Raw genomic sequence first — 25,440 nt, 5'->3', positions numbered from 1 at the left:
AAAAAAATAATGTTTAACGCTTTGCAAACAAAGAGTATTGTTTGCTTTCAATCGGTCTTGAAATGTAAGGAGCGATAAAATCGACCGCTTCAAGTAGTTTTTCTTCATTAATAGAAGTCGAGATACCCATTTCATGAAGCATAAAGACAAGATCTTCTGTAGCTACGTTTCCCGTTGCTCCTTTAGCGAACGGACATCCGCCTAACCCGCCAGCTGATGAGTCGAACCTGTTGATACCAGCTTGCAGAGCGGCGTAGATATTTGCAATGGCTAATCCTCTCGTATCGTGAAAGTGGGCAGCAAGTAGCGTGTGGGGAAAGTTTTGTTTTAATTTCAAGAAAAGTGAAAAGACATCTTTAGGATTTGCCATGCCAATCGTATCAGCAACGCTTAGCTCATCCACTCCAGCTTCCACAAAGCTTTCGCAAAGAGTCATTACGTCGCTTTCATTTATTTTTCCTTCATATGGACAATAAAAGGCGGTGGAAATGCAAGTTCGAATAAAACATTCTTGCTGCTTGAGCTGTTGAATGAGAGGGAGCAGCGTTTGTACAGCTTCTTTGGTGTTTTTATTAATATTTTTTTGGTTAAATGTATTGCTTACGCCAATAAATAGCGCCACGGAGCGGCAATCAGCTTGCATCGCTTTTTCCAAGCCTTTTTGATTCGGCACAAGTACGATGTTTCGGCGGGTGTCAAGCTGAAATATATGTGCAACAGTAGAAGCATCTTTCATTTGAGGAATCCATTTTGGAGAAACAAAGGATGTAATTTCGATTTCCGATAGTCCAGCTTCTTTTAATTTTTTGATAAAATTAATTTTTTTTTCAGTTGGAACAAAATTTTTTTCATTTTGAAGTCCGTCTCGTGGACCAACTTCTATAATTGTCACTTTTTCAGGAAATCCCATAAACCGCTCTCCCTTCAGTATGTAAACGCTTACTAATACTTATTTTAATTCTAAAAAATTAAAATTCAATAAAAATTATAAATTTTTACAAAAAAAGAGGAATTTCGCAAGCGATGTCGAAAGTAATACAGGTGACAGTTAATCACAGTAATCAAACAGTAAGGAGAGGTTTTCGACATGGGTCAAACAGAAGTAGTCATTGTAAGCGCTATACGTACAGCAATCGGCAGCTTTGGGGGAAGCTTACAAAATGTATCCGCAACAACTTTAGGTGGTACTGTAATTAAAGAAGCTTTAAACAAAGCAGGGGTATCAGCAAACGAAGTAGATGAAGTTATTATGGGAAATGTCTTACAAGCAGGTTTAGGACAAAATCCAGCACGACAAGCAACTTTAGCAGCAGGTTTACCTGAAACTGTTTCAGCATTAACCATCAATAAAGTATGCGGATCAGGACTAAAAGCAGTACATCTCGCTACACAAGCGATTCTTGCTGGGGATGCTGATGTGATTGTTGCTGGTGGAATGGAAAACATGAGCCAAGCACCATACTTATTAAAAAATGCACGCAACGGGTTTAAAATGGGCGACCAAAAAGTAGTTGACAGCATGATTCAAGATGGGTTATGGTGTGCATTTAACGACTACCATATGGGCGTTACAGCTGAAAATCTGTGTGATAAATATGAAATTACTCGTGACGAACAAGATGCGTTTGCGGCTTCAAGTCAGCAAAAAGCAGAAGCAGCTATTCAATCTGGTCGTTTCAAAGATGAAATCGTGCCAGTAGAAGTGCCTGGAAGAAAAGGTCAAGTAACTATTTTTGAACAAGATGAATTCCCACGCGCTGGTACAACGGCTGAAAGTTTAGGGAAGTTACGTCCGGCATTCAGAAAAGATGGTTCTGTAACAGCTGGTAACGCATCTGGTATTAATGACGGTGCAGCTGCAGTAGTAGTAATGAGCCGTAAAAAAGCAGAGGAGTTAGGCTTAACGCCATTAGTATCTATTAAAGCTAATGCGACTGCTGGAGTAGATCCAAGCATTATGGGAATCGGTCCTGTAAATGCAGTGAAAAAGGCGCTAGAAAAAGCTGCTGTTTCATTAGAAGAAGTTCAATTAGTAGAAGCAAACGAAGCGTTCGCTGCACAGTCAATCGCTGTGGATCGTGAACTTCAATTTAACCATGATATCTTAAACGTGAATGGTGGAGCGATTGCTCTTGGACATCCTATTGGTGCAAGTGGTACACGTGTCCTTGTTTCGCTTATTCATGAAATGCAAAAACGCGACGCAAAACTTGGCTTAGCAACGCTATGTATTGGCGGAGGCCAAGGTGTTGCAACAATCGTTGAACGTCCTTAATTTGATATAGTTTTAATTAACATTAAAGCTATATCACTACGCCACAGATTCCAAACATACTGCTTTGGAACTCGTGGCGTTTTTATTTTCCTCTGACTTTTGTCCACTAATATAACTTTTTTGACAAAAAAATGATTAAATTATAATTTTCAGTTATATATATATTTAAAAAGAAATAAAAATCTTTTATAATAGATTAGAAAGCGTTTTCAAAAATAACGAAGGGGTGGTTATGTATGAAACAAGTACATACGTCGTTTAAAGAAGCGGTGAAGGATATTCACGACGGTGCTACGGTTATGGTCGGTGGCTTTGGGTTGTGTGGAATTCCAGAAAATTTAATTTTAGCGTTAGTTGAAACAGGGGTAAAAGACTTAACGGTCATTTCAAACAACTGCGGCGTAGATGACTGGGGACTTGGACTGCTTCTGAAAAATAAACAGATTAAAAAAATGATTGGTTCTTACGTAGGAGAAAATAAAGAGTTTGAAAGACAAGTATTGTCAGGAGAAATTGAAGTAGAATTACTCCCTCAAGGCACGCTAGCTGAAAAAATTCGCGCTGGCGGGGCGGGTATACCGGCATTTTATACACCAGCGGGAGTGGGAACACCCATTGCTGAAGGAAAAGAAGTTCGCGTGTTTGATGGAAAAGAATATCTACTAGAAGAGGCGTTAAAAGCTGATTTTAGTTTGGTCAGAGCTTGGAAAGCCGATCATATGGGGAACTTAGTGTATAACAAGACAGCGCGCAATTTTAGCCCAATGATTGCAGCAGCAGGAAAAGTGACGATAGCAGAAGTGGAGGAACTTCATCCAACAGGCTCACTTGATCCAAATATTATCCACACACCTAGTGTATACGTTCAATCGTTAATTATTGGTGAACAAGAAAAACGTATTGAGCGTTTAACCGTTCAAAAATAACAAAAGGGGAGAGATTTTTCATGATTGAAAACGGCGTGAACGTGAGAGAGCGAATTGCAAAACGTGCTGAAAAAGAAATTTTGGACGGATTTTATGTAAACCTTGGAATTGGTATTCCAACGCTTGTGGCTAATCATATCTCAGATAATAAAACGGTGGTGCTTCAGTCCGAAAACGGTCTGTTAGGCATTGGACCATATCCGAAAGAGGGAGAAGTAGATCCTGATTTAATTAATGCAGGTAAAGAAACCGTAACGGCGACAAAAGGCGCCTCTTACTTGGATAGTGCTGAATCGTTTGGAATGATTCGCGGAGGGCACATTAATATTGCGATTTTAGGAGGAATGGAAGTCTCAAACACTGGTGACTTGGCAAACTGGATGATTCCTGGAAAAATGATTAAAGGAATGGGCGGTGCAATGGATTTAGTTCACGGAGCACAGCGCATCATTGTTATTATGGAACATGTGACGAGAAAAGATGAGCCTAAAATCTTAAATGAGTGCAGCCTTCCTCTGACAGGTAAAGGGGTAGTAGATCGTATTATTACAGATCGTGCGGTTATTGATATTACGGCAGAAGGTCTAAAGCTTGTTGAAGTAGCGAAAGGCTATACGGTAGAAGATATTCAGCAGTCGACAGAGCCAAATTTAATCATTGATGAACATGTAAAACTAGATGCGTTTTGATTTTTGGTAACAAAAGCAAGAATATGATACAATATCTCTCAATTAAAGTAGCGGGGGAATTGTGATGGCTAAAAAAAAGCAAAAACAATCAGCACAAAAACAAAATGATCAACTCAGTATCAAAGATCAGCTAAATGATAGCTTATTAAAACAGCTTCAAGCTAAAAAACAGGCGCTTTCTTTAAAAGAAGAAGAGCAGAAAGAAACAGAGCGTAAAGAAGCTGCTCGAATTCGAAAAGAAAAAGAAAAAAATAAGTCGTTTGAAGAACTGTTAAATGAAAGTGATATGAACTGGTCCGAATTTAAAAAATAAAAGCGCCAATAAAGGCGCTTTTATTTTTTAACGATGAGCTTCATATTGATTGGCTTTAAAGATCGAGTTCAGCTTGTTAACTTCAGTAGGCTGTAGCGGGGAGGTCTCGACAGCCTTTACGTTTTCACGAAGCTGTGAAGAAGAGCTTGCTCCTGCTACAACTGAGGCTACCGTAGGATTAGCTAAACAGTATTGAAGTGCAGTTGAATTCAGAGAGTGATTTGGTCGTACGTGACGAAATGCTTCTATCGTTTTTGCTAATTCCGTACCGCTATAGTCTAAGTATCCCTTACCTTCGAGTGCAGCCAGCTTTTGCTCTCCTTTTTCAGTTAGCAACCCTTTGGCTACTGGACCTCTGGCTACGACGCTAATGCCGTTATCATGCAAAAGGGGAAGTGCACTTTCTTCAGGCCGTCTGTCTAACAAGCTGTATTGCATCATGACGCTGACAATAGAAGAGTTTTGTACATACTCTCGAATCACATTCGGGCGGATAGATGAAATACCATAGTAGCGAATGACGCCTTCTTGTTTTAATTCTTCAAATGCTTCAATCGTTTCTTCAATATTGTCTTCAACGGTCCCTCCGTGCAGTTGATATAAATCGATGTAATCCGTTTGAAGCCGGCGCAGGCTTTCTTTTACTTCATCTTTTATGTAAGCTTTAGACGGATCCCACGTCCAGCTGTCTTTTGCATCATTCCAGCGATTTCCTACTTTTGTGGCTAAAACAATATCATGTCTGCGGTTTTTTAGAGCTTGTCCCACAAACTCCTCGTTTAACCCAAAATCATATAAATCTGCTGTATCAAAATAATTAACTCCATATTCCAAAGCTTCATCAATCATATTAACAGCGTGTTTCTGTTCCGTTCCAAGAGACATGCATCCTAAACCTAATGTACTGACGAACAAATCTGAAGTACCTAAGCGTCTTTTTTCCATATATGTCACTCCTTATGTTTTACTTGTTTCTATCTATTGTAGCGCTATGATAGAGGGAAACTCAAATAAGAAGATTAAAAAACTGCAGCACATTTAGTGTCTGCAGTCTGCTTGTTTGTAAGAATTAAAATTTTGAGAGATAGCGTTCGTCCACTCATCAACATACTGAAATTGTTCGCTGTATTCTTTTAACTTTTGCTTGATTTCCCATGCTTTACCTACTAAAATGATTTGCTTCTCGTGAACATAAACTTTCATTTTTTCTACCTCCCAAGATTCGTATGATAGAATATATGTAAGAGTTAAAAAAATAGAACGAGGTGGAGAAAATGGATCATTTAACAGAAAAAATGCTGTCTTCTGAAAAGCTGTTTGGAGGAAGAGTTATCGATTTGTACTTAGAAGAAGTAGAGCTTCCGAACGGAAAAACGAGTACAAGAGAAGTAGTTAAGCATCCTGGAGCTGTCGCTGTCATTGCGTTAACAAGCGATCATAAAATAGTTATGGTCAAACAGTATCGCAGACCGATGGATCGTATTTTAGTTGAAATTCCAGCCGGAAAACTAGAAAAAGGAGAAGAGCCGATTGTGACGGCAAAACGTGAGTTAGAAGAAGAAACGGGCTATACAACGGATTCCCTTAGCCATATTATTTCTTTTTATACATCACCAGGTTTTGCGGATGAGTTGGTGCACCTGTATTTAGCGGAAGATTTAAAAGTGATGACCACCAAAGCGGAATTAGACGAAGATGAATTTGTTGAAGTGATGGAAGTTACTGTAGATGAGGCCCTTACTCTTATTCAAAACAAAGAAATTTACGATGCAAAAACAGCATATGCTGTGCAATATCTACAGTTGAAAAGCGGATTAGGCGAGTAACAGAGTTTTCTTTTACATATGGACGGTAATCTAGCAATTTAGAAGTTTATATTGAAACGTCATTTAATGTGAGGAAAAAAACAGGCATGCGTGTATCTCTAACTTAAAAAAATGTGTGGCAACCATATTTTAGTTGAAGGAAAATCCGAACGATGAATAGAGATTCTTGATGGAGAATCAGATTCGTTCGGATTTTTTTAAGGTGATGGTGAACGTAGATTTCATTTATATAGTTGGTTCTAGCGGTTGATTGGATTAATTTCATTATGTCTCATTCTCTTTTTTATTTGATAGATTCAAAAGATTCTTGGCATAGTTTTTGTACTCTATCATACACTCTATTAAGCGATTAATAGGAGGAAGACGATGAGAAAAAAACAATTGCCATTATCGTATGCAAGACATTTTCAAGAAAACAGTTCTATTTATTTGTTTGTGACCGTGCTGTTTTTAATGGGAATCATTTTTGGGGCTATTGTTGTAAATAGTTTGACGCTTGATCAAAAAGAAGACCTGTACTTCTATTTAAACCGGTTTTTCGGACAGGTAAAGAGTGGAGAAGTAGCAAGCAGCGTTGAAATGTTTCAGCAAAGTTTTTTTCACAATGTTAAATACTTGGGGCTCATTTGGATACTAGGAATTGCTATTATTGGTTTGCCTGTAGTGTTAATTCTGCTGTTTTTAAAAGGAATGGTGATTGGTTTTACCGTAGGCTTTTTAGTCAATCAAATGGGACTCTCTGGATTTGCGCTATCTTTTGTATCTGTTATGCCGCAAAATATCTTTCTCATACCGGCATTTTTGATCTTATCTGCAGCTTCAGTTGCCTTTTCTTTGAAGCTTGTGCGGCAGCAGTTCTTTAAAAAAGCAGCAGAGCCTATTTCCGCATCCTTTTTACGCTATAGCGGCACGATGATTGCAATGGTATGTTTGGTTGCTTGTGCAGCTACAGTTGAAGCCTATGTATCACCTACTTTAATGAAAAGTGTAATGGCTCTATTAAATAAGTAAGAATAAGTATTAAGTAAAAAGAATTCTTTTTTCTTATTAATAATAACTTTATTTTGACACCCTCGACACATCTGATATAATGGATTAGTGAATGGCGAGGGAGGGAATAATTATGGAAAGTCGAATTGAGCGAATTAAGCAGCAGTTGCACTCAGCTAGCTATAAATTGACACCTCAACGTGAGGCGACTGTAAGAGTACTTCTTGAACATGAAGAGGATCATTTAAGTGCCGAAGATGTATATCTCCTCGTCAAGGAAAAGTCTCCGGAAATTGGATTGGCAACTGTTTATCGTACGTTAGAATTGTTAACTGAACTTAAAATTGTTGATAAAATAAACTTTGGCGATGGCGTTTCTCGCTACGATTTAAGACAAGAAGGAGCCGCACACTTTCATCATCACCTTGTGTGTATGGAATGTGGATCTGTGGACGAAATTCAAGAAGATTTGCTTGAAGACGTTGAAGAAATTGTGGAAAAGCAATGGAATTTTAAAATTAAAGATCACCGCTTGACATTTCATGGCATTTGCCATCGCTGTCAGGATAAAGAAGACAAGCAGTAAAAGCCTTTTCCCTAATGGAGAAGGTTTTTTGTTGTACATAAATAAAAAAATAACGAGGTTACAAGCTACATGGTTTTATAGAAAGAAAGGAAATGACCAGGAGAGAACTCAGCTTATAAAGGCAAGAAACATGTATAAAACCTGTCCCAATTGGCATATCTTCTAATAGAATCAAAAATTGGAGGAATTGTTTCATGAAATCATGGGCTGAAATGGTATATAATACATGTAAAGTATTTATCTTATTTACCGGGTTTACTCTTTTGTTTTATTTTGGAATGATCTGGGTATCTCAAGAGTATCAAAATTATAAACGTTATGATGAGCCGTCGGGTTCAGCAGTTAAGGTCATGCAAGCAAGTGTGAACAAAGATCAAACGTGGCTGGAGCGTTTATTTATGTTTTATCAAAACGGGGAGTAGAGGCTATTGAATGATCAAATTCAAGATTTTATTCATTATTTAGTAGTAGAGCGGGGACTGGCGAAAAATACGATTGATTCATATGAACGAGATTTAAAAAAGTATGCTCAATATTTAGAGCATGTAGAGCAGCTGAAATCATTTAATGAAGTAACAAGACTCCACATCGTTAATTTTCTGAAATATTTAAGTGATCAGCAAAAGTCATCTAAAACGATTGCGAGACATGTAGCTTCAACTAGATCTTTTCATCAATTCTTACTAAGAGAAAAAGCAGCGGATACAGATCCATCCGTTCATATTGATACTCCGCAGCTTGAGCGCAAGCTGCCAAAAGTGCTAAATGCAGAGGAAGTAGAGGCGCTGTTAAATGTGTTTGATACTTCGACGCCTTTTGGCATACGGGACAAAGCGATGCTTGAGTTGCTTTATGCTACTGGAATTCGTGTATCTGAACTCGTTAACTTAAATATTGATGATGCACATTTGACGATGGGATTTATTCGTTGTATCGGAAAAGGGAATAAAGAAAGAATTGTCCCCATCGGAAGGTTGGCAACGGAGGCGATTGAAGAGTATCTACAGCGTAGCCGGAGTGTTTTAACAAAGCAAAAGGAACAGGACAAAGCACTCTTTGTTAATCATCACGGAAGGCGTTTAACAAGGCAGGGGTTTTGGAAAATATTAAAAAAGTTAGCTTCTGAAGCAAAAATTGAAAAAGAATTAACTCCGCATACGTTACGACATTCGTTTGCTACTCATTTGTTAGAGAACGGCGCGGACTTGAGAGCCGTTCAAGAAATGCTCGGGCATGCGGATATTTCGACCACTCAAATTTATACACATGTCACAAAAGCACGTTTAAAAGATGTATACAATCAGTTTCATCCGCGAGCGTAGAAAGATTCCAATGTCCAGTGAGTTCATAGACATTGGTTTTTTTGATTGAAAACACTTTCATTCATGTGTACAAAAAAATAAAAAGCGTCTATACTAATAGAGAGGTCAGACTTCTGACCAATAAGAGAAGATGGTTAAATTATTTCCAAACGGGAATTTTATAGAGAATAAATAAATTGATATTTGGAGGGAATAAAATGGCGCATACATATAAACGCGTATTTTTGATTGTCATGGATTCAGTAGGTATCGGTGAATCACCGGATGCTGAAAAATACAATGATAAAGGTGCTGATACGTTTGGTCATATTGCAGAGCATTGTAACGGTCTTCATATGCCTAATATGGCTAAACTTGGCCTAAGCAATATCCGTGAAATTAAAGGAATCGATAAAGCCGAAAAACCGTTGGCTTACTATACAAAAATGCAGGAAGCTTCGGCAGGAAAAGATACAATGACAGGACACTGGGAAATTATGGGTCTTAATATTGATACGCCTTTTAATGTGTTTCCAGACGGATTTCCAGAAGAGCTGATTTCACAATTAGAAGAAAAAACAGGTCGAAAAATCATTGGGAACAAACCAGCGTCTGGTACAGAAATTTTGGATGAGCTAGGAAAACAGCATATGGAAACAGGTGACTTAATTGTCTATACATCAGCGGATTCTGTTTTGCAAATTGCTGCTCATGAAGAAATTGTTCCAATTGATGAATTGTACAAAATTTGTGAGATTGCTCGTGAATTAACGCTTGATGATCCGTATATGATTGGACGTGTTATCGCTCGCCCGTTCTTAGGTGAACCAGGTAACTTCACACGTACATCTAATCGTCATGATTATGCATTGAAGCCTTTTGGACGTACAGTAATGAATGAATTAAAAGACAATGATATCGATGTTATTGCTATCGGTAAAATTTCTGATATTTACGACGGAGAAGGGGTCACAAAATCTCTTCGTACCAAATCGAATATGGACGGCATGGATAAGCTAGTTGATACATTAAATATGGACTTCACAGGCTTAAGCTTCTTAAATTTAGTTGATTTTGATGCTCTCTATGGTCATCGTCGCGATCCCCAAGGATATGGGCAAGCGCTTGAAGAATATGATGCACGCTTGGAAGAAGTATTTGATTTATTAAAAGAAGAAGATTTATTGATTATTACAGCGGATCATGGAAATGACCCTGTTCATCATGGAACAGACCATACGCGTGAATACGTGCCGCTTCTTGTGTACAATAAAGGCATGCAAGAAGGAAAAGAACTTTCTATTCGTCAAACGTTTGCGGATATTGGCGCAACGGTAGCAGAAAATTTTGGCGTAGCAATGCCTAAGCATGGAAAAAGTTTTTTAAAAGAGCTGAATTAAGCAGGGGGAATGGAGTATGAAAAAAGAATATATTGAAAAAGCAGCAGAATATATTAAAAATCAATCAGCTGTTACACCAACAATTGGGCTTATTTTAGGTTCTGGACTAGGGGTATTAGCTGATGAAATTGAAGGCGCGGTAAAAATTCCGTATAACGACATTCCTGAGTTCCCCGTTTCAACAGTTGAAGGTCACGCTGGTCAATTGGTGATTGGTACCATTTATGATGTACCGGTTGTAGCTATGCAAGGACGTTTTCACTTTTATGAAGGGTACGCCCTTGATAAAGTAACATTTCCAGTGCGCGTAATGAAAGAAATTGGTGTAGAAACGTTGATTGTAACGAATGCAGCGGGCGGAGTAAACGAATCCTTTAATCCAGGAGACTTAATGATTATTTCTGATCATATTAATAACTTTGGAACGAACCCTTTGATTGGACCTAATGACTCTGATTTTGGCGTAAGGTTCCCAGATATGTCAACTGCTTACTGCAAGGACCTTCGCCAATTAGCGAAGAAAGTAGGAACTGATTTAAATATCGCCTTACAAGAAGGTGTATATGTAGGAAATACAGGTCCAACATATGAAACGCCTGCTGAAGTACGCATGCTTCGCATTATCGGGGGAGACGCGGTCGGTATGTCTACAGTGCCAGAAGTTATTGTGGCACGCCATGCAGGTATGAAAGTGCTAGGTATTTCTTGTATTTCTAATATGGCAGCTGGTATTTTAGATCAGCCGTTAAATCATGAAGAAGTAATTGAAACGACTGAAAAAGTAAAACAACAGTTTTTATCGCTTGTAAAAGAAGTAGTAAAGCAGCTTCCAGCTTATCAAAAATAAGAAGAAAATATGACTTCAAGCATCGAGAATTTCTCGATGCTTTTTTTATTTCCCTTAGTATAAATCGATTATACCTTGGAAAAAATAGGTTGTATAAAGAATGGAGGTTTGTGGAGATGAAGCGAACTATTGTAAAGTTACTCGTTGTCATATTTTTATTTCCACTTATGACGCAACCTGTTTTAGCCGCAGAAAAAAAGAGTTCTGAGCTTGCTGATAGTGCTAGGTCAGCTATTTTAATTGAACGGGATACAGGAAAAATTCTATACGAAAAAAATAGTAATCAAGAACTTCCCCCTGCTAGTATGACTAAAATTATGACAATGATTTTAATTATGGAGGCTTTGGATAAAGGGAAAATTACCTTAAAAGATAAAGTGCGAGCAAGTGAATATGCCGCTTCAATGGGAGGCTCACAAATCTTTTTAGAGCCCGGAGAAGAAATGACGGTAAATGATTTGCTAAAAGGGATTGCGATAGGTTCTGGTAACGATGCTTCTATGGCAATGGCTGAATATTTAGCTGGATCAGAAGAAAAATTTGTAGCAAAGATGAACCAAAAAGCGAAAGAGCTTGGTTTGACTCATACAAAATTTCAAAATCCGACAGGCCTGCCCGTAGAAAATCACTATAGTACAGCTCATGATATGGCCATGATGGGCAGAGAGCTGCTAAAGTATGAAAAAATTATTAACTATACAAGTAAATACGAAGCTTATTTGCGCACGGATACAGATAAGAAGTTTTGGTTAGTAAATACAAATCGCTTAGTGAAGTTTTATCCCGGCGTTGATGGACTCAAAACCGGATTTACGGGTCAAGCGAAGTATTGCCTAACAGCTACCGCTAAAAAGGGAAATATGCGTGTGTTAGCGGTTGTATTCGGTGCAAGCACGCCAAAAGATCGCAATAATCAAGTAACCAAAATGTTAGACTACGCATTCAGTCAATATACAACGAAGCCTTTATACAAAAAAGGAGACGTTATTACCAAGATAGATGTAAACAAGGGTAGCGAAGATCAGGTAACGGCTGTTACGTCCGAGCCTATTTCTGTTTTATTGAAAAAAGGAAATGCAGCCAAAGACGTTAAAACAGAAGTGAAAATGAACGAGAAGCTAAATGCGCCCATTCAAAAAGGCGACAAAATTGGAACGTTGACCATTAAGAAGGATAACAAAGTAGTTAATTCTTCACCGCTTCTGGCAAAAGAAGATATCGATGCTGCTTCTTGGTGGAAGCTATTTAAACGTACGTTCTCTATTTTCTCTCAAACATCTTAAACAGCTAAATGTGACGAAATAGAACTAGTTTTGTCGGTGAGAAGGATTCTATTCTGTCGGCAGCGAAAGACTGACTATAAGATTTCCGAGGAGGTTTGTATAGTGAGTCTTTCGATTGAATTGGAATTCAAACAAGATGTCTTGTTGGTTCGATTAACAGGAGAATTAGATCATCATACGGCAGAAGAGCTAAGAAGCAAAATCACCCAAGCGATAGAGAAGGAATCCATTAGCCATTTGATTTTAAATCTACAGCATTTAACCTTTATGGACAGCTCTGGCTTAGGGGTTATTTTAGGGAGATACAAACAGGTTCATAATAACGGTGGGGAAATGGTTGTATGCGCTATTTCTCCTGCCGTAGAACGTTTGTTTAATATGTCAGGTTTATTTAAAATTATTCGTTTTGAACCTAATGAAGAAAACGCGCTTCAAAAATTGGGGGTGGCATAATGAAAAATCAAATGAACCTCCAATTTTCCGCTCTTAGTCAAAATGAATCGTTTGCCCGCGTCACGGTAGCATCATTTATTACGCAGTTAGATCCAACAATGGATGAGTTAACAGAAATTAAAACAGTCGTATCTGAAGCAGTAACAAATGCTATTATTCACGGCTACGAAAGCAATCCGGATGGTGTGGTATATATTTCTGTGACGCTTCATGAAGACGGTGTAGTCGAGCTGATGATTCGTGATGAAGGAATTGGTATTGATAACGTGGATGAAGCCAAGCAGCCTTTATACACAACGAAACCAGATCTAGAACGTTCTGGAATGGGTTTCACCATAATGGAAAACTTTATGGATGAAATTCGAGTGGAGTCTACTGTATTAGAAGGTACGACCTTATATTTAAAAAAGCACTTAACAAATAGTAAAGCGCTATGTAATTAAGGAGACTTGCCAATGGATGTGGAGGTCAAAAAAAATAAAAACGAACCGTATTTAAAGGATCATGAAGTTAAAGACCTCATCAAGCGCAGTCAGCAAGGTGATCAAATTGCACGAGATACAATCGTCCAAAAAAATATGCGGCTCGTTTGGTCGGTTGTTCAACGTTTTATTAACCGTGGTTATGAGCCCGATGATTTATTTCAAATTGGATGTATAGGGCTATTAAAGTCCGTTGATAAATTTGACTTATCGTATGATGTTAAATTTTCAACATATGCTGTTCCAATGATTATTGGTGAAATTCAGCGATTTATTCGTGATGACGGCACGGTAAAGGTCAGCCGTTCTCTGAAAGAAATGAGCAATAAAATACGTAAAGCAAAAGACGAACTTTCCAAATTACTTGGACGCGTCCCTACAGTCGCTGAGGTTGCAGAACACTTGGATCTGACTCCTGAAGAAGTAGTGCTAGCTCAAGAAGCTAATCGTGCTCCTTCGTCTATTCACGAGACGGTCTATGAAAATGATGGGGATCCAATTACCCTTCTTGACCAAATTGCTGATCATACGGAAGCGAAGTGGTTTGATAAAATTGCCTTAAAAGAAGCAATTGAAGAACTTGATGAACGTGAAAAGCTCATTGTCTATTTGAGGTATTACAAAGATCAAACTCAATCCGAAGTGGCCGCAAGGCTGGGAATTTCTCAGGTTCAGGTATCGAGGCTTGAGAAGAAAATCTTAAAACAAATGAAGCTGCATATGAATGACACGTAATACGTAAGAAGCAATCCGTTTTGCTATTCAAAGAAGAATAGTGAAACGGATTGCTTTTTTTATTTGGTAATTAATGGTCTGTTCAGAAACGTGAATTAGAAAATTTAAGAAAATCCATACTACACGTACAGGGAGATAATGAATCGTAAGGTGTGATATGAATGGAAAACGTTCTTTATCTTAAAATGAGACATCGTATTCAAGTAAAACCTGATGAAGCTGTAAATATTGGACAATTAGCAATGGTTATAGCAGGAGATTCTGTTCAAAAGCAAATTGAAAAGCTAGTTGTATATCAAGTAAGTATGAGTGATCGAAATATTATCATCGTTGATTTAATGAAGGTAATTGAAAAAGTTGCCTCTCAGTATCCGCATTTAGACATTCAGACGATTGGACCCGCTCAAACGATTGTAGAGGTCGTGTATAAAAAGAAACAATATTCCTTTTTGTTTTTTCTAGCTGTTTGGTTTCTTCTCTTCATCGGAGCTGCTTTGGCAATTATGAACTTTCACGAAGATGTGAGTATGAGACAAGTACATCAAAAATTGTTCTATATGCTGACCGGTCTGAGAGATAAGCAGCCTTTGCTGATTCAAGTGCCTTACTCTATCGGTTTAGGCTTGGGAATGATTCTGTTTTTTAACCATGTCTTTAGAAAACGAATTAATGAAGAGCCTAGTCCTCTCGAAGTCGAAATGTTTAATTACCAGCAAGACTTAGATCAATACGTCATTATGCACGAGAATAAAGAAAGTATGAAAAAAATTGATGATCATTAACATTGTGATGACCATTGTAATTGGACTTGCGGGAGGACTGGCTGCAGGTGCTGGGTTTGTAGCATTTTTAACGGTGCTGGGCATTATTCCGCGTTTGATGCAGCTGACCAAAACCATGAAATATATTCAAGCATATGAATGGGGAGTGGTGGGTGGTGCTGTTACAGGCGGGTGGTGCAGTCTTCATCAATACACGTGGCAGTTTCCTGCGGTGCTGATTATGATCATAGGTCTAACGAGCGGTATTTTTATTGGGATGCTGGCAGCAGCGTTGACAGAAGTACTTAATGTATTGCCGACGTTAACGAAACGAATAGGAATGGAAGGGAAGCTTATTTTATTGTTAATGGCCATTGTACTAGGCAAAGTATGCGGATCATTATTTCATTGGATTTATTTTGTTAATCAATAAGAAAAGGATGTATGTAACATGGCAAATAATCAAAAATTAAAAGATAACTATCAAGAAAGCATTAAACCATTTCAGCCTAAACCTTCATATGTGGCAAATTGCCTAAAAGCCTTTTTGGTAGGGGGAATCATTTGTACATTAGGACAGGTAATTCAAAATTTCTATATTGCATTTTTTGACTTTAATGAAAAAAATGCAGGTAATCCTACCGTTGCAACCCTTATTTTAATATCTGCGCTCTTAACCGGGTTTGGCATATATGATCGTATTGGTCAATTCGCAGGTGCAGGTTCAGCCGTTCCTGTTACGGGTTTTGCCAATTCCATGACGAGTGCAGCGCTTGAACATCGAAGTGAAGGGATTGTTCTCGGAGTTGCGACGAACATGTTCAAACTGGCTGGAAACGTAATCGTATTTGGAACGGTTTCGGCTTACGTTGTAGGAATCATTCGCTACCTTTTTAAAACTTATTTGCTATGAAAAGAGGGGGATTATGAGAAAAACTGGGAAGCAAACGTGGGTTTATGAAAATCCTATTTATATTAACGCCACGGGAACAGCTGTAGGACCAAAAGAAGCAGATGGACCGTTAGGAGAAACATTTGACATTACACATAAAGATTTGCACTGTGAAGAAGACAACTGGGAGTTGGCTGAAAGAAGGCTGATGACGGAGTCCATTGATTCCTGCTTGCAAAAAATAAATTTATCCTATGAAGACGTTGATTTGTTTTTGGCTGGAGATTTATTAAATCAAAACGTAACGGCTAATTTTGTAGCCAGGCATAACCAAATTCCATTTCTATGCATGTTTGGCGCTTGTTCCACATCAATGGAAACGCTGGCAACAGGAGCAGCTCTTGTGGATGCGGGATTTGCTAATCGTGTTATTGCATCAGCGAGCAGTCATAACGCAACGGCTGAGCGCCAATTTCGAAATCCTACCGAGTACGGAGGACAAAAACCAGATACGGCAACGGCAACCATTACGGGAGCAGGGGCAGCGCTGGTCTCGAAAGAAAAAGGTATTGTGCGTCTCACGTCTGCAACGATTGGTCGGGTAATGGATTATGGGATTAAAAATGCAAACGATATGGGTTCTGCTATGGCACCAGCTGCTGCAGATACCATTCAAAGGCATTTGGAAGACTTAAACGTCGCTCCAAGCGAGTATGATCTTATTTTAACAGGAGATTTATCTGGTGTAGGAAGTCCAATCTTAAAACAGCTGCTCAAGGACGAAGGCTATGATATATCAACCAATCATAATGATTGCGGATTAATGGTATATCGCCCCGACCAAAATGTATTTGCAGGGGGAAGCGGCTGCGGCTGCTCGGCTATTGTCACGTATGGTCATATTTTAAATGAATTAAAATCAGGAAACTTAAAGAAAGTGTTTATGGTGGCAACAGGAGCTCTTTTAAGTCCAACGATGATTCAGCAAAAAGAGTCAATTCCAACAATTGCTCATGGCGTCGTCTTAGAACATATTGGGGAGGGGGATGATCAATGGAGTATGTAATAGCTTTTGCTGTAGGAGGAAGCATTTGCGTTATTGGGCAGCTGCTGCTGGATCTTGCTAAACTTACTCCAGCGCATGTTATGAGTTCGTTTGTAGTTGCAGGAGCGATTTTAGATGGATTTGGTCTTTATGATAAGTTAATTGAATTTGCTGGCGCCGGAGCGACGGTTCCAATTACAAGCTTTGGTCATTCTTTGCTGCACGGAGCGATGAAGCAAGCAGATGACCATGGGTTTATCGGGATTGGGATTGGGATTTTTGAACTTACCTCGGCTGGAATTTCAGCAGCTATTTTATTTGCTTTTATTATCGCGTTAATCTTTAAACCGAAAGGATAAAAGATTATGAAAAAAAGAAGGATCATTATTGTAACCGATGGGGATGAATATGCGCGCAAAGCAATTGAGCATGTAGCTAAATCGGTTGGTGGCAGATGCATTTCGAGGTCATATGGAAACCCTACTACGTTAACAGGTAGTCAAACGGTAGATTTAATTCTTCAAGCACCATATGATCCCGTCTTTGTGATGTTCGACGATAGCGGTTTCTTAGAGGAAGGACCCGGGGAAATTGCTTTGCTGCATGTAGCAAAGCATCCTCAAGTAGAAGTTCTTGGAGTGATTGCTGTTGCATCACGTACTCATCAAAGCGAATGGACAAGAGTGGATGTGACCATTGATCGTTTTGGAGAAATATCGCATTACGGCGTGGATAAAAGCGGAATTCAAGAGTTAGAAGTCGGACGAATTAATGGAGATACAGTTTACTGCTTGGATCAGCTCGATATTCCCTTAGTTGTAGGAATAGGGGATATCGGCAAGATGGCTAGGATGGATGATGTTAAACTGGGATGTCCTATTACAGAAAAAGCAGCAAGACTTATTTTAGAAAGGAGCGGTTCGTTTGGATAAGCTAGCAGAGCAGAAAACAGCTATTTTTTCGAAAGTACAAAAAAACGATCAGTGGTTCAAAGAAAACGCTAGTATGAACACAAGCTTTGATGTGGGCGTGCGTAAACTACTTATTTTGGATCGAGAAGTTCATGTTTACTATGTAACAGGACTGTGCGATAGTTCATTTATTATTGAAATTACAAAAGTGCTCGTTCAAATTAATGATAATGAAGTTGAACGAGCAAAGCTAAAGGATATTGTTGAAAATCGTCTTATTCACCAGCAAGTCAAGCCTTTAAAGACGCTGGATGATGGAATGGTGTCGGTTTTATCAGGACTGCTATTCGTTTTAATTGACGGTGAAGAAGTTGGCTTTGAAGTCGATGTGCGTACATATCCTGGCAGATCCCCTGAAGAAGCGGATACAGAGAAAGTAATTCGCGGAGCAAGAGATGGATACACTGAAAACATCATTATCAATACAGCGTTAACAAGAAGACGAATTCGTGACGGAAGATTTCGGTTTGAAATTATGAAGGTAGGCGAACGATCAAAACTGGATGTAGCGATTGGGTACATAAATGGCGTAGCTGATCCAGGGCTGGTTAAATTGATAAAAGATGAACTGGAAGCAATTGATATAGATGGTTTGCCGATGGCTGACAAATCAATTGAAGAGTTTTTAGTCAAACAAGGAATTAATCCTTTTCCAATGGTACGCTATACAGAACGTCCCGACACAGCAGCAGCTCATGTACTAGAAGGTCATGTGATCATTATTACCGATACGTCTCCAAGCGTTATTATTACGCCAACTACGCTGTTTCATCACGTGCAGCATGCAGAAGAATACAGGCAGTCTCCTTCTGTCGGTACGTTTATCCGCTGGATACGATTTTTAGGAATTCTTGCTTCTCTTTTCTTATTACCGTTATGGCTGTTATTTGTACTTGAACCAGATCTGTTGCCGGCAAAATTGCAATTTATTGGACCGAACGAAGAAACAAATATTCCAACTGTTGTTCAAATTTTCCTAGCTGATTTTGGGATTGAGTTTCTGAGGATGGCGGCGATTCATACGCCGACGCCGCTTGCCACGGCGATGGGCTTGATTGCCGCTGCGCTTATTGGGCAAATTGCTATTGATGTAGGTCTCTTTGTTCCCGAGGTTATTTTGTATGTGGCTATTGCAGCAATTGGTTCATTCGCAACGCCAAGCTATGAGTTAGCAGTAGCAAATAAAATGCTGCGATTGTTTCTGTTAATTTTTGTGGCGGCCTTTCATACTCCAGGGTTTCTTATTGCAACAACGTGTATCATTCTCTACATGGCGCGACTAAAATCGTTGAATACGCCTTATTTGTGGCCATTTCTTCCATTCAACCCGCAGGCTTTATGGCAGATTATCATTCGCACACCGGTTCCTGGAGCAAATCCGCGTCCTAGTATTGTACATCCGCAGGACAAAGACCGCCAACCTGCAAAACCTTAAACGAAATATGTGGTTGAAACCTGTATGAAGATGTGATAGATTTGTTTTAAATATGGAAAATAATAAATATTTAGACAGTTAGCAGCGAATTGCCGTTAACTGTCTTTTTTACACTATACACAGGAACGGGGTCTAAACATGTTTTTACACGGAACAAGTCGCATAAATAAGCAGGGTCATCTTGAAATTGGTGGAGTTGATACGGTTGAATTAGCATCAAGTTTTGGGACACCCCTTTACGTATACGATGTATCTTTAATTCGGCAGCGTGCTAGAGGATTTAAAGAAACCTTTGAAAAGCATGGGGTAAAAGCACAGGTCGCTTATGCAAGCAAAGCTTTTTCTACAATCGCCATGGTTCAAGTTGTTCACGAAGAAGGTCTTTCGTTAGACGTCGTTTCGGGAGGGGAACTATATACGGCTTTAGCAGCTGACTTTCCGAAAGAACGTATTCATTTTCATGGAAACAATAAAAGCCGAGCGGAACTAGAAATGGCCATTAAAGAAGATGTAGGGTGCATTGTAGTTGATAATTTTTATGAAATTACGCTGCTGCAAGAATTAACAGAACAGTATCAGAAAAAAATGCCCGTGCTTCTCAGGTTAACACCCGGAATTGAGGCACACACACATGATTATATCTTGACAGGACAGGAAGACTCTAAGTTCGGATTTGATCTTCAAAACGGTCAAGCAGACGAAGCGGTTCGTCTTGTACAGGAGAGCAAAGGGCTAGAACTTTTAGGTATCCACTGTCATATAGGGTCGCAAATTTTTGAAACAACGGGATTTATTATGGCGACCCAAAAGCTTTTTGCGAAAATGAAAGAGTGGAAACAAAATATAGAATTTGTTCCGCAAGTATTAAATTTAGGCGGGGGCTTCGGTATTCGTTATACGGAAGAAGATCAGCCTATTCCTGTTTCGCAGTATGTGGAAGTTATTATAGAAGAGGTCAAAAAGCAGTCCAAACAGTTAGAGGTAGAAATTCCTGAAATTTGGATTGAACCCGGCCGCTCTCTTGTAGGAGATGCTGGAACGACCCTGTATTCAATTGGTTCTCGTAAACATGTACCTAATGTACGTGAATATGTAGCGATTGATGGAGGAATGAACGACAATATCCGTCCGGCGCTGTATCAAGCGAAATATGAAGCGGTCATTGCCAATCGAATGAATGATGAGAGTGATGAGCTCGTGTCCATCGCGGGTAAGTGCTGCGAATCGGGGGATATGCTGATGTGGGATGTACATCTTCCAAAAGCAAACCCAGATGATTTATTAGCGATGTTTTGTACGGGCGCATACGGCTATTCTATGGCAAGCCACTATAACCGTTTGCCAAAGCCGGCTGTCGTGTTTGTAGAAGATGGAGAAGCACAGCTAGTCGTAAAACGCGAAACATATGAAGACATTGTAAAAAATGACGTGAAATACAAAGTGACGGTAAAAAAGTAACGAGTGATTAACGTAAAAAAAAGAGCCTCCTGTTCAGGAGGCTCTTTTTTTTATGAGAATAACGATTTAATAGCATCAATAATATCAACAAAGAATTGCTTTAATTTATCAAGAAATGATTGGCCCTCTTCTGACTGAAGAAATGTTGTTACTTTTTCCTTTGTCGCAGAAAGCTGGTCTTTTACTTGATTCCAATCGATGTTCATATCTTTTAAACGATTAAAAAAGTCAACAAGTGTATTAAGCTCTGAATCTGTTAATTTAATACCTAAATCATCAGCCACTCGCTGAATTAACGTGCGTAAATCGTCCTTTGTTTGAGGATTTTCTTTGGCAATTTCTTCTTTAATCGTTGCCATAAACTGCGCTGCTTTTTCCTTACCGATTTTTTCACCAAGTTCAGATGTCTGTACCATCTCTTCATTGGCTGCTTTTTTTACTTCTTCTGGGATTTTTTGATCTGTTTGAACTTCATATGCTTTCATAATACCTGTTAAAGCAGCTGTACCAGATACTTCGAATGGAGCGGTAATCTGGATTTTTGCATCTTTAACGCCGGCAGTCATCAAAGCATTAATATACATGTCGTCTGTAATACCATTAATATTTTGAGTTGATACGCTTAGACCAGAATCTTTTGAACCAAGGGTAATACTAGAAGATGAAATAGCACGAGATCCAATAGTAGCCTTTGGAATAAAGTCACCTAAATATTCATGCTCTTCTTGGTTTGTCACGGTTACTGTTTGAGCATTGCTTGGTGCATCAAGGTCATTTAATACCTGTTGCTTCTGAGAGCTGGTTAAGTCCTGACCTAATGTAATAATAACATCGCCTGGAGCAGCATCTGCAAAACTTTTTAAGGGTGCTGTTAGGAATAGAAGAAGACCTAATGTCACCATCATTGCTTTTATCGTTAATTTCAAACCTTTTTCCTCCTTTAATCCCATACTTGCCCTATTATAATACGGGCAGGTCTGAAGTAACAGAGTCAATTCATCATTTTCCCATAAATCAGTCTAGAGGCGTAGATTTCTATATAAAATGAAATCTATATATCTCCATCACTGTATTAGACGGATGATACTATAAAAAGTTTCATCTCACAACTACTATTTTTTATTTAAAGCTACATGAAAAGAAAGTGAATAAGTGCATTCGTTGAATTCATGGGCTTGTTTGTAGTAGAATAGAGTGAGTTTATAGTTGTAAAGGTTCTACCCCTAGGTGGCATTTACAACTTTTACATGTTGCCGCTTCGACGGGGAAAACAGAGCCTATAGCGGTACTAATACATATATTGGAGGTCATTTATATGAAAAAGGCAAGTATTTTAATGGAAAATGGCGAAAAAATTCTAATCGATTTATTTCCGAACGAAGCACCAGGAACAGTAGAAAACTTTGAAAAGTTAGCAAATGAAGGATTCTACAACGGCGTAACGTTCCACCGCGTTATCCCTGGATTTGTTTCTCAAGGAGGAGACCCAACTGGTACAGGTGCTGGCGGTCCTGGCTATTCAATCAAATGTGAAACAGAAGGAAACCCTCACAAACACGAAGCGGGTTCTTTATCAATGGCGCATGCTGGTAAAGACACAGGCGGCAGTCAGTTCTTTCTTGTTCATGAGCCACAGCCTCATTTGAACGGTGTTCACACTGTATTTGGAAAAGTAACAGAAGGACTTGATACAGTGTTAAAAATGAAAAATGGCGACGTAATGAAAGAAGTAAAAGTCTGGGAAGAATAAGAGCATACTGCTATAAATGGATATTAGCTAATAAAACGTCATAACAACCTTTTACAGGGGGTTACGGCGTTTTTTCTTCGCGCAACAGCTCAAAAAGCGTAATAGATTAGGTTTCTCATACACGCATGACATAGGACAAGCTTTTGTGTAATATTGCTATTTACTTATAAATTTTGTATGATAAAAGCAGTAAAAAACGCAGCGCATTAATTTGTAGGAAAGTTTGAGGACGAGGGAGAATCGTATGCTTATTCGCTATAAACGAAACTATGAAAAAATTGCCATGGGTCTTCTATCGTTTGTACCTACGGAAAAAGATTTAAAAAAACTTCAACAAACGATGAAAGAATATGAGCAAAACGAACATTGGCAGCTGTATCTTTGGAAGCAAGAAGAAGATATTATTGGGATTGTTGGCATTTCCATGATCGATAAAAGTTTGATTGAGGTTCAACACGTCAGTGTAAACCCTTCACACCGCCAGCAGGGCATTGGCAAAAAAATGATTAAAGCTCTTAAAGAAATGTATACGACTGCACAAATTAAGCCGAGTGAAATCATCGCTCCGTTTTATGAAAAGTGTCAGGCTGATGAATAAAGAAAAGCATGATTAGTTGAGGTGCGAAAGCTTCTTTCACATCTTAGTCATCATAAAACAACAGGTAGCTTCTAGCTACCTGTTGTTTTGTTTTGCCAATAAGTTCGCTTGTCTTTCCGCAATCACATCTGAGCGATCTCGCGTGCTGTGACGATGAACAATTGCGTCATTTTGCAGATTAGAAGCTGATAACCAGACAAGCTGTTTATCAGTGCTTCTTTGTTTGCAAGCCCGTAATAATGCTGGATCTTCAATAGGCAAGTTAATACTTTTATATGGCTGATACGTATCGATTAAAGCTAATTGTTTGCGAAGAAGTTTAAGCAGTGAAGGATAATTAAGTCCAAGCTGTGCAATATTTTCTTCTTCTTTCGTTAAAATTGCCAGCGCCTTTTGCATCGTTCTTTTGGCTCCAGCGAAATTTTGGCGTCGATGATGATAGAGTGAAACAGCAATTTGAATAAGGCCAACCCAAATAATATTGCGGTGTCCTCTTTCGTCTTTTTTCCAGTGTTCTTCTAGCAGTTCATGACACTCAAAATAATCCCGATCGCCATGAAAATGAACTAAATAATCAATATAGGCTTGTGAATACAATCTTGTTCCCTCCTGGTAAGACTCTATATGTAGTGTATCACAAAAATTAGCTGTTCATCAGCGGAGTGCTTTAAAGAGACAAACGTGCTCAAGGTATGGCGAACACGTTTGTTTTTATTCTATATGTGTGGTTAGAAGCGTAAGCAAGAACAACCAACAATAATTAATAAAATAAACAGTACAACAATTAAAGCGAAACCGCTACCGTATCCACAAGATTTTTCACCCATGCGAGTTCCTCCTTCAGTCATTTCAAAATGTTATTACCTTGACATCATATGTATGTTTAATCTTTTTGTATGGGCAAATGACCTATTTTTACGTTAATTTGTATTGGACATGTGTCTATAATCCTCTATACTAATGGTAGTAACGTTATGTAAAGCAGCAGAAATGATAAGCAATGGAAAAGTGTTGGTGAGAAAAAAGTGGAGTATAGTGTAAAAGTAGATGCGTTTGAAGGACCTTTAGATCTTCTTCTGCATTTAATTAATCGGTATGAAATTGATATTTACGATATCCCAGTAGCAACAATTACTGAGCAATATATGATGTTTATCCATACAATGAATGAGCTTCAGCTAGACGTTGCCAGTGAGTATCTAGTCATGGCAGCAACTTTGCTTCAAATTAAAAGTAAAATGCTTCTGCCTACGTATGAAGAAGATATGGATGAGATTGAAATGGTTGATGAAGAAGATCCGCGTGAAGAATTAATGCAGCGCTTAATTGAATATCGAAAGTTTAAAGAAGCGGCAGTAGAGCTTCAAAAGCTGGAGGAAGACCAAAGTCATGTGTATACAAAACCTCCAAGTAATGTGCAGATAAATGCAGAAGAACGTACGCAGCCTCAGGATGAAGGGCTTGATATATCTTTGTATGATATGCTAAGCGCTTTTCAAAAGTTGATGAAACGAAAGCAAAACAAAAAGCCTATGCAGACGAAAATAGCAAGACAAGATATTCCAATTGACAAGCGTATGAGTGAGATTGTGAACGAATTAAAAGCCTTTAAAGGGAAAAAAAGTTTTTATCAGCTGTTTCCTTATCAAGAGCGTGATCATATCGTCGTAACGTTTTTAGCTGTGCTGGAATTAATGAAAGAAAATGAAATCGTTGTGGAACAGCAGCACAATCTAGACGAGCTTTATGTATCGTATCGAGAAAGGAATGAAGAGGAATGACAACGAATAATCTACAGGCTATTATTGAAAGCTTACTTTTTGTTTCTGGTGATGAAGGTCTATCCATTAGCCGGTTAGCTGAGATTATAGAAAAGCCTCATGAAGACATTCAAGGTGCTTTGGAGAGCTTAGAGCAAGAGTGTAAGTTCAGAGGAGTTACACTCGTTGAAATAGGAGGGGCCTATCAGCTTGTCACAAAAAAAGAGTATGCACCATATATTGAGAAGCTCGTAGAAGCTCCCGCTAATCAATCATTATCACAAGCAGCGCTTGAAACGTTAGCTATTGTAGCGTACAAGCAGCCAATTACAAGAGCTGAAATCGAAGAGATTCGAGGAGTGAAAACGGAAAGACCTCTTCAAACTTTAATTGGAAAGGTTTTATTAAAAGAAGTGGGACGAGCGGAAGGCGCAGGCAGGGCTATCCTATACGGAACGACAAAAGAATTTTTAGGCTATTTTGGCCTTAAAAGTATCGAAGAGCTGCCGCCCCTTCCAGAAGATCTATTACAAGAAGGAACCGATCAAGAAGCAGATTTGTTTTTTCAATCGTTTCAAGAAATGAAGTGAAAATGTAAAAGAACATAGAGTTTTTTCTATGTTCTTTTTTGTATGGACAAATCTTTTCATTCATAACCAAAAAA

Annotated in this window: 33 protein-coding genes; 27 read left to right on the top strand and 6 right to left on the bottom strand. The window is 38.7% G+C overall.

Features of this window, described 5'->3' with window-relative positions:
- Positions 1–13: 13 nt before the first annotated feature.
- Complete coding sequence (locus ACO1DI_RS06680; RefSeq protein ID WP_014458285.1) at positions 14–910, bottom strand: hydroxymethylglutaryl-CoA lyase; 897 nt, start codon at positions 908–910, stop codon at positions 14–16.
- Between the two features lie 177 nt (positions 911–1,087).
- Here ACO1DI_RS06680 and ACO1DI_RS06675 point away from each other — a divergent pair, with 177 nt between their 5' ends.
- The 4 genes from ACO1DI_RS06675 to ACO1DI_RS06660 all read left to right on the top strand — a co-directional run bounded on the left by ACO1DI_RS06675 (position 1,088) and on the right by ACO1DI_RS06660 (position 4,203).
- A complete protein-coding gene (locus ACO1DI_RS06675) occupies positions 1,088–2,275 on the top strand; it encodes an acetyl-CoA C-acetyltransferase (protein ID WP_014458286.1) in 1,188 nt (395 codons plus the stop codon).
- A 236-nt stretch (positions 2,276–2,511) separates the two neighbouring features.
- Positions 2,512–3,201, top strand: coding sequence for a CoA transferase subunit A (locus ACO1DI_RS06670; RefSeq protein WP_014458287.1), 690 nt, complete (start codon positions 2,512–2,514; stop codon positions 3,199–3,201).
- Between the two features lie 20 nt (positions 3,202–3,221).
- Complete coding sequence (locus tag ACO1DI_RS06665) at positions 3,222–3,890, top strand: 3-oxoacid CoA-transferase subunit B (protein WP_423145174.1); 669 nt, start codon at positions 3,222–3,224, stop codon at positions 3,888–3,890.
- Positions 3,891–3,954: 64 nt separating this feature from the next.
- Positions 3,955–4,203 (top strand): YqkE family protein, encoded by a 249-nt coding sequence (locus ACO1DI_RS06660; protein WP_033579729.1) that lies wholly within the window; start codon positions 3,955–3,957, stop codon positions 4,201–4,203.
- Between the two features lie 27 nt (positions 4,204–4,230).
- On the opposite strand, the gene ACO1DI_RS06655 is transcribed toward ACO1DI_RS06660, so the two are convergent.
- Positions 4,231–5,148: an aldo/keto reductase gene (locus ACO1DI_RS06655; RefSeq protein WP_014458290.1), complete on the bottom strand. Its 918-nt coding sequence runs from the start codon at positions 5,146–5,148 to the stop codon at positions 4,231–4,233.
- A 93-nt stretch (positions 5,149–5,241) separates the two neighbouring features.
- Positions 5,242–5,406 carry a Z-ring formation inhibitor MciZ gene (gene mciZ, locus ACO1DI_RS06650; protein ID WP_014458291.1) on the bottom strand — a complete coding sequence of 55 codons (165 nt, stop codon included), beginning with the start codon at positions 5,404–5,406 and terminating at the stop codon, positions 5,242–5,244.
- 71 nt (positions 5,407–5,477) lie between these two features.
- On the opposite strand from mciZ, the gene ACO1DI_RS06645 reads away from it, so the two are divergent.
- From ACO1DI_RS06645 to lysA, 19 genes are all read left to right on the top strand, one after another.
- The gene (locus ACO1DI_RS06645; protein WP_014458292.1) at positions 5,478–6,029 is read left to right on the top strand and encodes an NUDIX hydrolase; all 552 of its coding nucleotides are present in this window, start codon (positions 5,478–5,480) and stop codon (positions 6,027–6,029) included.
- A gap of 366 nt (positions 6,030–6,395) precedes the next feature.
- Positions 6,396–7,040, top strand: a complete 645-nt coding sequence (gene spoIIM, locus ACO1DI_RS06640) for a stage II sporulation protein M (RefSeq protein WP_014458293.1) — start codon at positions 6,396–6,398, stop codon at positions 7,038–7,040.
- A gap of 112 nt (positions 7,041–7,152) precedes the next feature.
- Complete coding sequence (locus ACO1DI_RS06635) at positions 7,153–7,605, top strand: Fur family transcriptional regulator (protein WP_013059082.1); 453 nt, start codon at positions 7,153–7,155, stop codon at positions 7,603–7,605.
- Between the two features lie 194 nt (positions 7,606–7,799).
- The gene (locus ACO1DI_RS06630) at positions 7,800–8,027 is read left to right on the top strand and encodes a YqzK family protein (protein ID WP_013059081.1); all 228 of its coding nucleotides are present in this window, start codon (positions 7,800–7,802) and stop codon (positions 8,025–8,027) included.
- 6 nt (positions 8,028–8,033) lie between these two features.
- Positions 8,034–8,927: a site-specific tyrosine recombinase XerD gene (xerD, locus tag ACO1DI_RS06625; RefSeq protein WP_014458295.1), complete on the top strand. Its 894-nt coding sequence runs from the start codon at positions 8,034–8,036 to the stop codon at positions 8,925–8,927.
- 197 nt (positions 8,928–9,124) lie between these two features.
- Positions 9,125–10,306, top strand: a complete 1,182-nt coding sequence (gene deoB / locus ACO1DI_RS06620) for a phosphopentomutase (protein WP_014458296.1) — start codon at positions 9,125–9,127, stop codon at positions 10,304–10,306.
- Positions 10,307–10,322: 16 nt separating this feature from the next.
- Positions 10,323–11,153: a purine-nucleoside phosphorylase gene (locus tag ACO1DI_RS06615; protein WP_014458297.1), complete on the top strand. Its 831-nt coding sequence runs from the start codon at positions 10,323–10,325 to the stop codon at positions 11,151–11,153.
- 116 nt (positions 11,154–11,269) lie between these two features.
- Positions 11,270–12,436 carry a D-alanyl-D-alanine carboxypeptidase family protein gene (locus ACO1DI_RS06610; RefSeq protein WP_042991899.1) on the top strand — a complete coding sequence of 389 codons (1,167 nt, stop codon included), beginning with the start codon at positions 11,270–11,272 and terminating at the stop codon, positions 12,434–12,436.
- A 102-nt stretch (positions 12,437–12,538) separates the two neighbouring features.
- Positions 12,539–12,889, top strand: a complete 351-nt coding sequence (gene spoIIAA / locus ACO1DI_RS06605) for an anti-sigma F factor antagonist (RefSeq protein WP_014458299.1) — start codon at positions 12,539–12,541, stop codon at positions 12,887–12,889.
- The gene (gene spoIIAB, locus ACO1DI_RS06600; RefSeq protein ID WP_013084935.1) at positions 12,889–13,332 is read left to right on the top strand and encodes an anti-sigma F factor; all 444 of its coding nucleotides are present in this window, start codon (positions 12,889–12,891) and stop codon (positions 13,330–13,332) included. Before spoIIAA ends, spoIIAB begins: the two co-directional genes overlap by 1 nt.
- Before the next feature lie 12 nt (positions 13,333–13,344).
- Complete coding sequence (sigF, locus tag ACO1DI_RS06595; protein ID WP_013059074.1) at positions 13,345–14,106, top strand: RNA polymerase sporulation sigma factor SigF; 762 nt, start codon at positions 13,345–13,347, stop codon at positions 14,104–14,106.
- 161 nt (positions 14,107–14,267) lie between these two features.
- On the top strand, positions 14,268–14,888 hold the full coding sequence (locus ACO1DI_RS06590) for a stage V sporulation protein AA (protein WP_014458300.1): 621 nt from the start codon (positions 14,268–14,270) through the stop codon (positions 14,886–14,888).
- On the top strand, positions 14,878–15,300 hold the full coding sequence (locus ACO1DI_RS06585) for a stage V sporulation protein AB (RefSeq protein WP_014458301.1): 423 nt from the start codon (positions 14,878–14,880) through the stop codon (positions 15,298–15,300). Before ACO1DI_RS06590 ends, ACO1DI_RS06585 begins: the two co-directional genes overlap by 11 nt.
- Before the next feature lie 18 nt (positions 15,301–15,318).
- Complete coding sequence (spoVAC, locus tag ACO1DI_RS06580; protein WP_014458302.1) at positions 15,319–15,780, top strand: stage V sporulation protein AC; 462 nt, start codon at positions 15,319–15,321, stop codon at positions 15,778–15,780.
- A gap of 13 nt (positions 15,781–15,793) precedes the next feature.
- The gene (gene spoVAD / locus ACO1DI_RS06575; RefSeq protein WP_013084932.1) at positions 15,794–16,825 is read left to right on the top strand and encodes a stage V sporulation protein AD; all 1,032 of its coding nucleotides are present in this window, start codon (positions 15,794–15,796) and stop codon (positions 16,823–16,825) included.
- Positions 16,813–17,163, top strand: a complete 351-nt coding sequence (gene spoVAE, locus ACO1DI_RS06570) for a stage V sporulation protein AE (RefSeq protein ID WP_014458303.1) — start codon at positions 16,813–16,815, stop codon at positions 17,161–17,163. The genes spoVAD and spoVAE overlap by 13 nt, the downstream gene beginning before the upstream one ends.
- A 6-nt stretch (positions 17,164–17,169) precedes the next feature.
- Positions 17,170–17,736 carry a stage V sporulation protein AE gene (locus ACO1DI_RS06565; RefSeq protein WP_014458304.1) on the top strand — a complete coding sequence of 189 codons (567 nt, stop codon included), beginning with the start codon at positions 17,170–17,172 and terminating at the stop codon, positions 17,734–17,736.
- The gene (locus ACO1DI_RS06560) at positions 17,729–19,210 is read left to right on the top strand and encodes a spore germination protein (protein ID WP_014458305.1); all 1,482 of its coding nucleotides are present in this window, start codon (positions 17,729–17,731) and stop codon (positions 19,208–19,210) included. Before ACO1DI_RS06565 ends, ACO1DI_RS06560 begins: the two co-directional genes overlap by 8 nt.
- 138 nt (positions 19,211–19,348) lie before the next feature.
- A complete protein-coding gene (lysA, locus tag ACO1DI_RS06555; RefSeq protein ID WP_014458306.1) occupies positions 19,349–20,668 on the top strand; it encodes a diaminopimelate decarboxylase in 1,320 nt (439 codons plus the stop codon).
- Between the two features lie 50 nt (positions 20,669–20,718).
- Here lysA and ACO1DI_RS06550 read toward each other — a convergent pair whose 3' ends face one another.
- Positions 20,719–21,594 carry a DUF1002 domain-containing protein gene (locus tag ACO1DI_RS06550; RefSeq protein WP_014458307.1) on the bottom strand — a complete coding sequence of 292 codons (876 nt, stop codon included), beginning with the start codon at positions 21,592–21,594 and terminating at the stop codon, positions 20,719–20,721.
- Positions 21,595–21,983: 389 nt separating this feature from the next.
- Here ACO1DI_RS06550 and ACO1DI_RS06545 point away from each other — a divergent pair, with 389 nt between their 5' ends.
- Together ACO1DI_RS06545 and ACO1DI_RS06540 are read left to right on the top strand one after the other, a co-directional pair.
- Positions 21,984–22,418, top strand: a complete 435-nt coding sequence (locus ACO1DI_RS06545) for a peptidylprolyl isomerase (protein ID WP_013059064.1) — start codon at positions 21,984–21,986, stop codon at positions 22,416–22,418.
- A 244-nt stretch (positions 22,419–22,662) separates the two neighbouring features.
- Positions 22,663–23,016, top strand: a complete 354-nt coding sequence (locus tag ACO1DI_RS06540; protein ID WP_115654886.1) for a GNAT family N-acetyltransferase — start codon at positions 22,663–22,665, stop codon at positions 23,014–23,016.
- A 75-nt stretch (positions 23,017–23,091) separates the two neighbouring features.
- Here the strand turns inward: ACO1DI_RS06540 and ACO1DI_RS06535 are convergent, their stop codons facing one another.
- Both ACO1DI_RS06535 and ACO1DI_RS06530 read right to left on the bottom strand, forming a co-directional pair.
- Positions 23,092–23,613, bottom strand: coding sequence for a DUF309 domain-containing protein (locus ACO1DI_RS06535; RefSeq protein ID WP_014458309.1), 522 nt, complete (start codon positions 23,611–23,613; stop codon positions 23,092–23,094).
- Positions 23,614–23,744: 131 nt separating this feature from the next.
- Positions 23,745–23,843, bottom strand: coding sequence for a YjcZ family sporulation protein (locus ACO1DI_RS06530; protein WP_170836726.1), 99 nt, complete (start codon positions 23,841–23,843; stop codon positions 23,745–23,747).
- A gap of 198 nt (positions 23,844–24,041) precedes the next feature.
- Between ACO1DI_RS06530 and ACO1DI_RS06525 the strand changes: the two genes are divergently transcribed.
- Positions 24,042–24,797, top strand: coding sequence for a segregation/condensation protein A (locus ACO1DI_RS06525; RefSeq protein WP_182420436.1), 756 nt, complete (start codon positions 24,042–24,044; stop codon positions 24,795–24,797).
- Positions 24,794–25,366: an SMC-Scp complex subunit ScpB gene (gene scpB / locus ACO1DI_RS06520; protein ID WP_013059059.1), complete on the top strand. Its 573-nt coding sequence runs from the start codon at positions 24,794–24,796 to the stop codon at positions 25,364–25,366. The genes ACO1DI_RS06525 and scpB overlap by 4 nt, the downstream gene beginning before the upstream one ends.
- The last annotated feature ends 74 nt before the right edge of the window (positions 25,367–25,440 follow it).

The organism is Priestia sp. 40 (assembly GCF_049368575.1).
GTDB lineage: Bacteria > Bacillota > Bacilli > Bacillales > Bacillaceae_H > Priestia > Priestia zanthoxyli.
The sequence above is the reverse complement of the archived record's forward strand: the minus strand, read 5'-3'. Positions and strand labels throughout refer to the sequence as shown.